Annotated in this window: 12 protein-coding genes and 2 pseudogenes; 8 read left to right on the top strand and 6 right to left on the bottom strand. The window is 58.6% G+C overall.

Annotation, left to right across the window (positions count from 1 at the left end):
* The 5 genes and pseudogenes from QMG52_RS22485 to QMG52_RS20545 all read left to right on the top strand — a co-directional run.
* A pseudogene (locus tag QMG52_RS22485) lies at positions 1-120 on the top strand (IS30 family transposase); the annotation flags it as partial.
* A gap of 24 nt (positions 121-144) precedes the next feature.
* Positions 145-510, top strand: a complete 366-nt coding sequence (locus QMG52_RS20560) for a hypothetical protein (RefSeq protein WP_283562280.1) — start codon at positions 145-147, stop codon at positions 508-510.
* A gap of 329 nt (positions 511-839) precedes the next feature.
* Complete coding sequence (locus QMG52_RS20555) at positions 840-1,271, top strand: helix-turn-helix domain-containing protein (protein ID WP_283562279.1); 432 nt, start codon at positions 840-842, stop codon at positions 1,269-1,271.
* Positions 1,272-2,192, top strand: coding sequence for a P-loop nucleotide/nucleoside kinase family protein (locus tag QMG52_RS20550; RefSeq protein ID WP_283562278.1), 921 nt, complete (start codon positions 1,272-1,274; stop codon positions 2,190-2,192).
* A 1,026-nt stretch (positions 2,193-3,218) separates the two neighbouring features.
* Positions 3,219-4,405 (top strand): IS3 family transposase gene (locus QMG52_RS20545; protein ID WP_283562277.1). Its coding sequence is split into 2 segments (ribosomal slippage): positions 3,219-3,498 and positions 3,498-4,405, totalling 1,188 coding nucleotides; the frame shifts between segments, so codons are not numbered across the junction.
* 1,123 nt (positions 4,406-5,528) lie between these two features.
* Here the strand turns inward: QMG52_RS20545 and QMG52_RS20540 are convergent.
* Both QMG52_RS20540 and QMG52_RS20535 read right to left on the bottom strand, forming a co-directional pair.
* Positions 5,529-6,116: a recombinase family protein gene (locus QMG52_RS20540; RefSeq protein ID WP_283562276.1), complete on the bottom strand. Its 588-nt coding sequence runs from the start codon at positions 6,114-6,116 to the stop codon at positions 5,529-5,531.
* Between the two features lie 458 nt (positions 6,117-6,574).
* Positions 6,575-7,258 (bottom strand): hypothetical protein, encoded by a 684-nt coding sequence (locus QMG52_RS20535; protein WP_283562275.1) that lies wholly within the window; start codon positions 7,256-7,258, stop codon positions 6,575-6,577.
* A 186-nt stretch (positions 7,259-7,444) separates the two neighbouring features.
* On the opposite strand from QMG52_RS20535, the gene QMG52_RS20530 reads away from it, so the two are divergent.
* On the top strand, positions 7,445-7,849 hold the full coding sequence (locus QMG52_RS20530) for a VOC family protein (RefSeq protein WP_283562274.1): 405 nt from the start codon (positions 7,445-7,447) through the stop codon (positions 7,847-7,849).
* A 101-nt stretch (positions 7,850-7,950) separates the two neighbouring features.
* Here the strand turns inward: QMG52_RS20530 and QMG52_RS20525 are convergent, their stop codons facing one another.
* The gene (locus tag QMG52_RS20525; RefSeq protein ID WP_283562273.1) at positions 7,951-8,439 is read right to left on the bottom strand and encodes a hypothetical protein; all 489 of its coding nucleotides are present in this window, start codon (positions 8,437-8,439) and stop codon (positions 7,951-7,953) included.
* 696 nt (positions 8,440-9,135) lie between these two features.
* On the opposite strand from QMG52_RS20525, the gene QMG52_RS20520 reads away from it, so the two are divergent.
* Positions 9,136-9,720 carry a PH domain-containing protein gene (locus QMG52_RS20520; RefSeq protein ID WP_283562272.1) on the top strand — a complete coding sequence of 195 codons (585 nt, stop codon included), beginning with the start codon at positions 9,136-9,138 and terminating at the stop codon, positions 9,718-9,720.
* Positions 9,721-10,149: 429 nt separating this feature from the next.
* Entirely contained in the window at positions 10,150-10,344 is a 195-nt protein-coding gene (locus tag QMG52_RS20515; protein ID WP_283562271.1) for a hypothetical protein, read from the top strand.
* A 108-nt stretch (positions 10,345-10,452) separates the two neighbouring features.
* On the opposite strand, the gene QMG52_RS20510 is transcribed toward QMG52_RS20515, so the two are convergent.
* From QMG52_RS20510 to QMG52_RS20500, 3 genes and pseudogenes are all read right to left on the bottom strand, one after another.
* Positions 10,453-10,794, bottom strand: coding sequence for a hypothetical protein (locus QMG52_RS20510; RefSeq protein ID WP_283562270.1), 342 nt, complete (start codon positions 10,792-10,794; stop codon positions 10,453-10,455).
* 17 nt (positions 10,795-10,811) lie between these two features.
* A complete protein-coding gene (locus QMG52_RS20505) occupies positions 10,812-11,228 on the bottom strand; it encodes a DNA-binding protein (protein ID WP_283562269.1) in 417 nt (138 codons plus the stop codon).
* A gap of 528 nt (positions 11,229-11,756) precedes the next feature.
* Positions 11,757-11,999 (bottom strand): annotated as a pseudogene (locus tag QMG52_RS20500) (ATP-binding protein); the annotation flags it as partial.
* Positions 12,000-12,257 lie beyond the last annotated feature (258 nt).

Here is a 12,257-nt window from a genome sequence, read left to right as displayed (position 1 = left end):
CCCTATCTGGACGCCATCGCCGACGAGCTAAACGACCGTCCCCGCGCCGTACTGGGATTCCTCACACCACGAGAAGTCTTCACCAAACGACTCAACGACAATGTTGCTACGACGGCTTGACACCGCCGTCTTCAAAATGTGCTGATGAAGGTATTCGGCAGCGGGGCTGTTCTCGTCAAGCTGTCGGACTTCGGACTCGTCAAGGACCAGGCCTCCCTCTTCACACGCACGCAAACTGAGATGCGCGGAACCATCCGTGACCCTCAGCTCCATAATTTCAAGGACTACGGCGTTCTTAATGAGATGTATTCGGTGGGCTGGGTGCTCTCCTACATCTTCACCGGACGAGACGCGCTCTCAACTGGAACGGATAAAGCCAGCCGCATAGTCCAAAAATGTACCGCCCCCGATCTCACACAGCGTTATTCCTCCGCGCTTGCGGTTATCGCCGATGTTGAGCACCTGGATACCACCCCCGCTGCAACAACCGAGGCGGGAGCCGAGGCTTGATCATTAGCGGTTCGCCGTCGCAAACCGCTACACCTGCGGCCGGCTCGGCGATCGGGACCTCCTAGACCCAGCGCGCCACGACCACTACCGAAACCTCCCATGCCAAATGGTCATCTCAACCCTGGCACCACGGCGCTAGACCAAGAGCCACAGCAACCAACAGCTATAGCCAGCCGATCGCCGACAGGCCACAACCTGAGACGCGCGTGAAGTAACACGCTCAAACGGTCATATTCGACGTCACGCCGAGAGCACCTTCCGGGCAACAGCGGCCTGGGGTAACGTGAGACTCATACATTTCGTATAGTTAACGCGGAGAGGAAAACCAGATGCTCACAATCCAAGACGAGCTGGCCCGGATTTTCGCCGACCGCGAGCTCAACCGGCTCGATCTGCTGCGCGCGTGCGCCGCCGCCCGTAGCCAGGGCCTGACCCAAGCCGAGATCGCGCGTCGGCTCTCCATCTCCCAGCCGGAGGTCCACCGGATTCTGCGCAAGATTGCGAACTTCCCGGAGTTGCTCAAGCACACGCCGCGTGAGGTCATCCTTGATTTCCATGCACAACGCATCAGTCACGACGCAATGATGGAGCAGTTGAAGACGTGGTCTTACACTTTCTCTGCAGACGCTGAACCAGACAATCCGCTCGGTGCCCTGACTGGTGGGAGCTGGGATGACATCTCCGACGCTGTCCATCGGGATCTGATCGATATGGAGGACTACGAGGCGATCGTGCAGGCCGTCCACCCGACGGCCGCATAGGTGGAGGACACAGTCCTGCTGCGGGTAGCGCAGCAGCTGAACGACCTCACCTCCCCCGGCGCCGAGTTGCATAGGTATTCAACCAACGCGACCTTTGACCCCAAAATGCCTGTGGCCCCTGCCCGGCTTCGTTTCCAGCGGCGGCTGCTGGATGATTTCCTCTCCGAAGGCCAGGAAGACGTCGAGAAGGGCGGTCTGGCCGCGGTCATCACGGCCGGGCCACCGGGAGCCGGCAAGTCGACGCTCCTGCGGAAATTGGAACTTGCCGGTCCGGGATGGCGGATCATCGATGCCGACGCGATCAAGCTCAAGCTCCTGGATGCCGCCGTTCAGGAAGGCACCTTTGATGGGGTCTTCGCGCAGCATCTGGAGGACGGGTACCCGATCATGCCCAACGAGGTGTCATCCCTGGTCCACAACGAGTCCGTATACCTCGCTGATCGCCTAATCGAACGCTGCCTCGAAGCCCGGGAAAATGTAGTCATTGAGGGGACACTTTCATGGAGTGGGCTGCCGGCCCGCTACCTTTCACTGCTCGAACTGAACGACTACAGCGGTGTGACTCTCCTGGATGTGGAGGTCGATCAGGAGACGGCGCTCGAACACGCCTACACCCGGTGGGCGGAAGGGCGGACGGCGGCCATCAACGGCGCAACGAACGGCGGTGGGAGATTTACCCCAAGGGACGCCATCACCTCGATCTACGACCCGACGGGCAGGTACAGCGCATGCAATCGGAACGCAGTCGATTTCTTCAACAGCCCCGGCGCTTCCGGCTTCGACACCCTGGAACTGCTCATATCCACTAACCAGGCATCCGGGGACGTGCAATCATACAAACGCATCGTGGGCAACTATTCCGGCCCTATCCCCGACTACCTCCAAGATGCCCCCACGGCAACATCCCTCTCCGACACCTGACGACCGGCAGAATCCTGCGGTGTGACGGCCAATCCTCACAAAAGGCCATTTCTACAGGCCGCCAACGAACTGAATAAAAATGGCCTGCCCCACGACGACATGCCACTCCACTCATTTTTAGATAACCCCTGCGGTATCCGTCTACTGCGGCCGCCACCGGCCGGCTGGACGTCTCAACAATGGAACCATTGACAGGATCCCCGCGGGTGGCCTTCTGCGCTGCAAGGGTGCGGATTCTCGCGGCTCCGAGTTGTCTCAATAATGTGTCTCCTCCCGATATTCTCGAAATCAGACAAAATCATCCTTTGATGGGACGCCGGAGATCAAGACTCGCGGTGCACATTGGTGTGGAGTTCGGCGCTTCGTGGCAGCGTTCCATGCTCGCTCGATGTCGCAGTTGTCGCCACCAGCTGCCGTCTTGCATCACATGGGATTCAAGACGTCGTGGTTGCGAGACACACGACCGACTCGGTTTAGAAGTAAAGGGCGGGTGATGAGCTCCAGACCGTGTCCGGACGCGTCTTTGAAGTACACGCATCGGCCACCGTGCTCGGTGTTGGTCTCACCGCCGCAGACCCGTCGGTGTTCGCTCAGGAACACAGTCTGCGGTTGCCGGCACCGAAAGTGAGCACGTCAAAGCTCGTAGAGTAAACGGCTCTTCACCCCCAGTATTGGCAAGGAATCTCGGCCTGATTGACGGATTTCCTACCCCGTCACTCCTAGGATGCGATATACCCACCGGGGACGGCGCCGGCGCCATGAAGGGGCCGCCCCCGGCCCGCGGTCACAGGGAGATTGACCACAAAATCAGCACCATTGAGGCAGCGCCAAGAACGAACAGGAGCGCGAGTCCCTTGCCCCGGAGCGAGTATTCGGGTTCACGCGCCCACTTATGCATCCCCTGAAACAAAACGCCGAATACGCCCGCCAGACAAGCCACGCCCCCAGCAATGGCTAAAGGGTCTGCCCAAGGTTTGATTGACATCTGATTTGTGAGTTTTGGCTCGCAAGTGAAGGATGTTGAACATGCCTAAAGCTTTTCCTCAAGAGTTCCGCCGTGATGTGGTCGCGGTGGCCCGCAAGGGCGAATCATCCCTGGTCCAGATCGCGAAGGACTTCGGTGTTTCCCCGGCTGCCTTGCATCGGTGGTTGAAGATCGCTGACGTCCAGGATGGGGTGGTTCCAGGGATAACGAAGGAAGAATCTGTCGAGCTGCGTGAGGCGAAGAAACGCATCCGCCTCTTGGAGCAGGAGGCGGAGGTGATGCGCCGGGCGGTGGCTTACCTCTCCCGGGATGTCAACCCAAAATGATGTACCCGCTGGTCCTTGAACTGGCCGCCCCGGAAGCCCCTGTGCGGGTGCCGGTCGCGGTGACCTGCCGGGTACTGGGATTCTCCCGCCAAGCCTTCTACCAGTGGTGTGCGAACCCGGTCAGCGACCGGGACTGGGAGGAAGCCCACCTGGTCAACGCCGCCCTGGATGTCCATGCCGAGGACCCCACGTTCGGGTACCGGCTGATCCATGACGAACTCGTTCACGAGCTGGGGCTGGTGCCTTCCGAGACCAGGGTGGGGCGGCTGTGCAGCGAGAACAGGATTCTCTCGGTCATTCACCGTCGGCGGGGCACGGGAAAGAAAGCCGGCCCGCCTGTCCACGACGACCACGTCCGGCGCGGGTTCACCGCCACGGCGCCGAACCGGTTATGGCTCACGGATATTACCGAACACCACACCGGTGAGGGCAAGCTGTACCTGTGTGCGGTCAAGGACGTGTTCTCCAACAGGATTGTGGGCTACTCCATCGATTCACGGATGAAAGCCTCGCTAGCCGTGAACGCGTTAGCTGCTGCGGTCAGTCAACGCGCCCCGGAAGGTACGCTCATTCATTCCGACAGAGGATCTCAATTCCGGTCCAAGAAATACACCCGCCTGATCAGCACAGCGGGCTTGAAGGGCTCCATGGGACGGGTCGGGGCATGCGCAGACAACGCCGCCATGGAAAGTTTCTTCTCCCTGCTGCAAAAGAACGTGCTGAACCAAAAACGCTGGGAAACCCGGGAGGAACTACGCCTGGCCATCGTGGTTTGGATCGAGAAAACATACCACCGCCGACGCCGGCAACGACGACTCGGCAAGCTAACACCGATCGAGTTTGAGACAATAAACAAGACCTCTCAACCGGTCCCCGAAATATCAGCCCAAACTGTCAACTAAACCTTGGGCAGACCCAAATGTGCCGCAGGACTCCCGTGGCCAACGATGGCTACAGCGATGACTCCAGCCGCCATAACAACCCAGCAACTAACGATCACCGCCTTCATAAACCTCGCGAAGGACTGACGGGCAGGTTGTGCGAGGTTTCTCTTAGGATCCATTGATCGAGCCTAATTGACTTCTATCAATCCCGACGGCGAGTTCTCACAAATGATCCTCTAATGGGGCGCACGGAATCAGGAGTAATGACGCACGCAGTGGTGTCACTTTCAGAATTCATCTACACAGCCATTTTGTGCCCGTGTAGGTAAGGCTGTGTCATTTTCAAAAAGAGCATGAACCTGAGTCCCTGTCTGCGCGACATTCTGCAGGTAGGCGATGTATCCCGTTGACCCGTACCCCAACTTGGCGTCTCATGACACCTTCCGGAGCACCAGGCCCTTAGAAGTGGAACAGTCAATCTCCGGGCATCTGCCAACACGTCATACAGAAAGGACGGTTCGCGGAATGGTGCTCGACCTCGTGTAGCGTGATCGACCTACCTGGCAGCCCCTCAAGCTTCGAGCTGTGCGATACACCGGTTCTCTCGTGCCAATGATGTTCAGCAAGCACGAGATTGTGACGACCCCGGCTAAGGCACAGATATCCACCAATCATCCGGTGCAGTCGTGCTTTGATAGTTTCAGCCATGCTCCTCATCCTCTCTGATGCCACTGACAAACGATAGTTATGGGCTTGTGAGGCTGGCCTAGTTACAGAAGCCGTGTCCCACTTGGGGGTCTTGGTAGGAATGGAACGGGAATTCACGACCCAAATCCATGAACTTTCTGGAACGTTTTAGCGGTTCCCGTAGCGCTGCTGTGCTGCCTGGCGGCTGATGCCTAACGCGTCACCAATGTCTGCCCATAACGTGTACCCCAACCAGACGTCAGTCATGATGCCTTCTCGCCTGGCAGAATGAAGTCCTTTTTCAATTTATTGACGGGTGTTGTCGCGGGTCTCGGATCTCATCCTGACGGTTTCAATCCTGGCGTGCTGTAAGCGGTCAGCGTCTGGGATGCGCCCGGTTCAGCAGATGAGCCGGCTCACGCAGCGGGATCGAGCGCATCCCCATCACCCTCGTTCACGAGCTAACCTCGGCGTACTTTCCGCTGCCGTTCAGGGCTGCGTACAGCGTCTGCCGTGAGACGCCAAGATCCCGGGCCACCTTGGCTTTGGGTACGTCCTGGGCAATCCGTTCGCGTGCCAGCTGGATCTGTTCCGGTGCAAGCTTCGGAACCCGGTCGTAAACGCCGTTCCTCTTGGCAATGGCAATGCCCTCGGCCTGACGCTCACGGATGGTTTTGCGCTCCAACTGCGCGATGGCGGCGAGGACCGTGAGCATGAACTCCCCTTGCGGCGTGTCAGTGTTCAGGGCCGGGTTGTCGATGAACTCCAGGGCGACGCCCTTGGCTTTGAGTTGCTCAACCAGAGCGAGAAGGTCCGTCGTGGACCGTGCCAGACGGTCCGGTGACTTCACCCGAACCTTATCCCCATCGCGGACGTAGATGAGCATCTGCTGGAGCTGGGCTCTGTCGTCTGTGTTCTTGCCGCTGACCTTCTCACAGAAGAGCCTGTCCACAGGGCCAAGTGCCTCGAGCTGCCGTGCCTCGTTCTGGTCGGCGGCGCTAACCCGCACGTAGCCAACCACCTGCCCTTTATGTCCAGCCACTCTTAAGATCCTCCATCGATTATGTCTAAGCATAGTTGAAACTGACCCTGATTGACGCATTTATATAAGGATCTCAACCTGTTTCATCGGGTACACCTGGGTGGACACGACATCGCCGTCAGGATTGCGATCAACAACAGTTCCACCCATTTTGCTCCTTACGAATGAAGCTCGATAGTCAGCTCATCCGGAACATCCACGCAGGAAAACTTAATGCGGATTTCGTCATGGGTTGCTTCACTGTGTTTCGTAACTAACGGTGGATACACCAATTCGACCCTAAGGTTTCGAGACATAGTTATGAGAATCATCGACCGGGGATGAACTCGCTCGAGCCCGCCAAACTGGGACATCGCCGTTGCAGCGGTCGCCGGGTCAACGAGACGCCTCGTATCCCTAGGGATACGAGACTCCAGGCTCATGGCGAAGAGGCGATTACTGGACATCTGCGGCTCCCGCTATTCAGCTACATTGTTGCTCCGGGTGTATGACGCCGCTGGGCTAGACATCGCTGGTTGGCCTCCGGGCGATAGCGTGCGAATCGTCGATTGCGCTATCTGTGACATCCGATGCATCTCATCTACGAGATCACCGAGGGATGCGCTGTGGGCAAGCACCCAAAACTCGCTCGTTTGCGGATCAATTCGTCTGAAGTTTATCTCCGTATGGTCTTGGTTTTGTACGCCGATCGCGTTTTGTGGTCCGACGGTACGGTCCGCGAAGATCGTCGAACCGAAGAGAAGCCGCACGTCAAGGCGTTGGTCGATATGCTCAAGCGAGTTTCGAACCGTTCTGGCTCGAAGAGGTGATGAATCTTTGGCTGCCAGGAGTTTCCTGAGCTTCTTAGCTCTTGCTTTCGCGTGAAGCTTGAGCTTTGCCCACTGCTCGTCGCTAAAGTGCTCGTACTCTCGGGGCTTGGGGGGCTCGGTGTCGATCCAAAGGAACTGATTTACGATTGCTGCGGCGGAGAGGATGCCTTGGCCGGCAGCGAAGAGCTGGTCTATTGGCGCCCGAAGAGACGCTCCGTTGCCCACGTCCTTGAGGGCTGCCATGTAGTTGTCGCAGTGAGTTTCGGCAGCCTCCGTCTGGTTCACTATTTCTGTTAGATATTGCACCAGGTGCCAATCGGATATTTCAGTCATGCATGAAACCTATCTACGAACGCGAAGAGAGTTGTGGTCGTCGCTTCCCTGCTCCTGACAGTACAGAATCGCGGTCGAAGCGCATACTTCCCCGCACCACTGCTGAAGCCGATCCTTTAAGGGGACGACGTGAGCCACCCTTAGCGCGATGGCCTGACGGATCTGGATGCATGAAAGACTCCCAACTTGAACGATGATTCCAAAGGCGCCCTGCACCATATTGAACTGTGGATACCTAACCTCGAGCGAGCCAAGGATGAATGGGGCTGGATCTTGTCCCGCTTGGGATACGAGAATTATCAGAACTGGAGCAATGGGATCAGCTGGCGGTGGGGTCCCACCTACATAGTTGCCGAAGAATCACTGGACTTGAGCAGCCGAGACCATCAGCGCACTGCGCCCGGGCTGAATCACCTGGCATTCAATGCCGGGAGCCGAGAAGACGTAGACGCTCTGGCTGGGGAGAGCGCTTATCACGGGTGGAGCCAGCTGTTCGCGGACAAGTGCACAAACGCTGGCGGGCGCGAACACTACGCCGCTTATCTCATGAAGTCCGGTGGCTTCGAACTAGAGCTAGTTGCCACCGTGTAAGAACGCCGTCCCAGTCAAAACGCCCGTTCGGGGTTCGGCATACGGGCAGCCGATACTGGTCCCCGGAGGGTGTGGCAACAGTTCGGCACGGCACGGCACGGCTAGATGTAGAGCGTATGCCTGCGCTCGGTGCCGTCGCTGTCTTCCCAGGTCAGCTCGATTGCGGTGACGCTCGGGCTGACGAGGGACTTATCGATCGTGAACGGGACCGACTCATTGGCCGCAAGCTCAACCGGCAGAGCGCCGTGATAGCTGGCGGCGGCGTCGCCGCCAGGCGTGACGTCCCTGAATCCGGTCAGTTTCGCGGCTGCGCCGGTGTGCGTTGAGTCATTGCGGAGCCGGTACCGGCTCCTGGACTCATGCCAGGCCGTCCAGCTTACGGGGCTCCGAGCAGGCGCCGGTGTCGACATTCCGATCCCGGCGCTGGCCGCACTCCGCGGGACCGCTGGCGTCTCAATGGCAACGCCCGCGTTCGCCGCGCCCTTCAGGGTCTCTACCCCTCCCTCGGTCTTGATCGACTTGACGAGCGCGATAGTGCTGACGACCGCAGCGGCCAGCCCGCCCACCCCGCCGAGCCATGCGGGGACCACTGCTCCCCAGATGTCGAGTCCGCTTATGTTACGAGCGTAGTGTCCCCACCAATACCATTTCTGTGTCCGTAGTGCGATCCCCTTGTGGGCGTCATGTGCTCAACAACCACAGAAAATCTGGATGGGCCACGCCTCCTGAGTGAATAGCGGGCGCCGAAGGTGTCTCGAAACCTCAACGTCTCGAAAGCCATGCGATGCAAGACGATGCACAGCCGGGGAGTGCGCCACCGAGCGATCCTAGAACGCCGCCACGAACCGCCGAACTTCACACACGTCCAGATGAACGGCCGGCCTCCAAAGCAGGCTTCAAAGGGCAGTCAAAAAGGGTCGTTTTTGACGGCCATTCTGTTAAAAGTTCATGAATGAAAGTCGCCGTTGCTCATGCACTGTCTGAGACGATGCGGCCACCGGTTTCAATTCAGTGTCGGTTGTTCTGATTTTTCGCGGCCCGCGTTGGGTACAGTTCCGGTATGGCGACAATTTCCCGGACAGTCCAATGGACTCTGCTCACTGACCACACGACGGCCCTCGATATACTCCCTCCAGCCGTTGAGCAGGCGAAGTTCACAGTCAAGTCATTGAGTCCTAGCGAAATCGCCGTCACCGTCCCGCAGGCGATTCTCCAGTAACCAGTGGGCGGCGAAGATCACCGGGACCATCACTCCGGACGCCGGTAAGACGCATATTGATTGGCGAGTGGAAGGTCCCGGGAACAAGCACTACAAGCACCTGATTAAGATCTCCGAAGGTCTCCCGGAGGGTCTGCTGGATGACCATGGAATTGAGGTAGCGGCCAGCCAGGTGGCTCTGCGCATCTTTGGCCGGAAGGAAATCGCCCACCTCGCCAACGTTCTGGACCGCGGCGAAAACGTTGACGCCATCGGCGTCGGCAGGTTTGAGAACAAGGCCGGAATCGCCGCCGCAACCGACCGCCGGCTACTCTTCCTGGAGAAAAGCATCGGATCGGAAGACCTCACGTCCTTCTCGCTCGGGGCCATCCAAGCAATCGATCTGAAGAAAGCCTTGGGCGGCGAGACGCTGACCATCAACCACTCCGGGACGAAAGCGGCCATCACGGCGCTCGGACACGGTCAGGGTGACTCTCTGATTCGCGCAATCCGGACGGCCCAGGCTGCTCCGATTCCCCAGCAGGCACTGGCAGCGCCGGCGACTGACGTCATCGGACAGCTTGAGCGTCTTGCCAAACTCCATGCCAAAGGGATCCTAACCGACGAAGAGTTCCAGCAGCAGAAAGCCATCATCCTCTCGTCCCAGGGATGAGCCCACGGGCGCACTGCGGGACTACTCATCGTTGCCAGAGCACCAACGCCACGTCATTTCACACTGGGGCCACCATCGCGCCAGCCGCCCCGCAACCACCCGGCAACAACAAAGGAAAAGGCAAAGATAAGTAGCCGCCGAACCGGCCCGAAGGCCGGGGCCATCAAGCTTGCGTGTGAATCGCAGTGATAGATGGCGGCCTTTTCGAAACGCTAAATGTCACCGAGCGATCACAAAACGCCGCCACAAAGCGATCAAATCCACAATATTACCCGTTGATCGCAGAAAGCCGCCAAATAGCGATCCCGTTCAAAGTCGCCCCTGAGCGACTACTGGTCGTCTCAGCAAGGGATCCTTTGCTGAGATGGCAATGGGCGAAATCGCCGGTGTCCGTCAGTTCCTAAATACGCGCTCAAGTTCGACAACAGGTTGATCTTCGATCTTGCCACCCAGTTTCTGGCCGAAATCTCGCCAAGTCTCGTCCATGCGGAGCACAACATCAGCCGGACGAATGAGCTCACGGTCGTCGAGCTGGCTTTCAAGTCGCCGCCCGATCGCTCGTTCGACGAGAAGGATCGGTATCAGGACCAAAGCGGTGCTCCCAAGCTGAAGGAAATACTTTGAGCATACGAGCCGTCGAAAAATTCGCCCGCAATTATTGCTGCAAGTCCGAACACGGCGACTGTCCATGACCAGACTGAAATTTTACTCATCCTGCTACTTTCCCCAGGGCTAGGAACGATTGCCTTGCCCGGGGAGGCCGCCGGACACAACGGATCGGACCTTCCCACGGTAGGACGACGTGCTGCCACTCCACGTGCTCAGCAGGACGTGGTGCTCGTCCAGGAACGAGATGACTGCGGTCATCCGGCCCAGGGCGCGGACAAGCTCGTCCTCGCCGTACTTCTTCGCGGTCTTGATCGATGCTCGGACGTCTTTAAGGACGGCCCTCCCGAGCGTCGAATAGTTCTCGTCGTTCTTGTTCCAGACTGTGATTAGGAAGACGACCTGATCCTCAAGTTTCAGCAGGTGGTCGAACAGCTCGTTTACTGCTGCGTCGTAGGCGTCGCTCATGTTTCCCCCAAGTATTCCTACGCTGTATGCGTCATTCCCCAAAGGTTACCGGCGGCAGGCCGCCGACGGCAGTGCTTCGTAGCCGTTTCCCCTATCACAGCCAGACGCGGTGCTGCGCACAGGGAGCGAGGACGCCACATACTGGGCTTCCCGCCATGCTTTTTCGATGATGGCGTGCTCGGCCGTGGCGGTGCGGACGGCCTCCTCCCAGACCGTGCCGGCGAGCGGAGTGCCTGTTCGGTGATGATTGGCGGGGTGGCGGCGATCTTGGAGCCGGCGCTGTCTCGTTCGGCGCGCCATTCCTTCAGGTAACGGCCTGCGTCGGCGTTGGACACGCTGGCGGCTTCCCGCACTGTGGCGACGGTGGGGTTCGTCGTGGCGCTGATCCGCTCGGCGGCGGCGTAGACGCGATCCTTCACTGACTGTTCGGCCACGGCGGTTCTCCTTAAGTAGTAATCGTAGTAATACTACTACGGTTACTACCGTTATGCATCCACGCCGCCAGTTTTACCTACTCCGCCGTCCTGCGCCTGACATTCGGTGACGGCGGCTTGGCAGCGGCCTGGAAAGGGGGGCAGAACCCTTCTGGCGGACTGAGGTGTCCGGTTCTTTGGTTGACTGACGAAATGACGATCAACATCCTGGGAAAATCTGCCGCCCGACATTGGGCTCTGGCACGAAGGTCGAGCCGGGTTGGTAGTCTCCACTTCATGGACGACAGCGGAGGCGAAGGTGAGACGGTGCGGATGTTCCGGGCCGGCATCCCGGCCGCCACGATTGTTGGGCTGACCGGTGCACCCCGGTCAACGATATTTCGGCGGATCCAGGGTCGCAACGAGCCGTGATCCAACACTGCTGACAACTGCGCTCTGACCACATGTGTTTCGTCAAATTTAAGTAGGCCGTTTCGGCGCTAAGAATTAGGCCACCTCGGCACGTTTTTAGTCCATTTGAGCGGTTGGCTATTTCATGAGGGCATTTTTGACTCTGTAGGACTCGCCGCGGAACTGCAGCAGCCGCCCGTGGTGCACTAACCTGTCGATGACAGCGGCGGCCATGTTGTCGTCTCCGAAGACGGTTCCCCATCGGGAAAATTCCAGGTTCGTGGTGATGATGAGACTGCGTCTTTCATAGCCGTCCGCGATGACTTGGAACAAGAGCCGCGCGCCTTCGGTGTCGATCGGAAGGTAGCCAAGTTCGTCGATCTATGCGGATATCCGCATAGATCGACCTATGCCGAGCCGGTAACTATGCCGAGGTGCTGGGAACGCGGGCACCAGAAGAGGCCCTGCCACTGGGGTCCGGACAAGAATCGACTGTTCCCATATCGGCATATTTACAGGCTTTCAAGGAACGCCAGTGTCTTGTCTGTCGGGTGGTAGCGTCCTGGGGTTGCCGCTGTGGGTGTCACGAGGGCGAGTGCTTTTTCCTTGATGGTGAGGTCAGCATGGATATATGCGTCC

Origin of the sequence: Paenarthrobacter sp. PH39-S1 (assembly GCF_030063245.1) — a bacterium.
Taxonomy (GTDB): Bacteria; Actinomycetota; Actinomycetes; order Actinomycetales; family Micrococcaceae; genus Arthrobacter_M.
This window is presented reverse-complemented; position numbering and strand designations above follow the sequence as displayed.

Bases quoted from the DNA above. Each gene is read 5' to 3' on its own strand.
- QMG52_RS20560 (WP_283562280.1), top strand. From the start codon at position 145: ATGAAGGTATTCGGCAGCGGGGCTGTTCTCGTCAAGCTGTCGGACTTC.
- QMG52_RS20535 (WP_283562275.1), bottom strand. From the start codon at position 7,258: ATGACTGAAATATCCGATTGGCACCTGGTGCAATATCTAACAGAAATA.
- QMG52_RS20555 (WP_283562279.1), top strand. From the start codon at position 840: ATGCTCACAATCCAAGACGAGCTGGCCCGGATTTTCGCCGACCGCGAG.
- QMG52_RS20510 (WP_283562270.1), bottom strand. From the start codon at position 10,794: ATGAGCGACGCCTACGACGCAGCAGTAAACGAGCTGTTCGACCACCTG.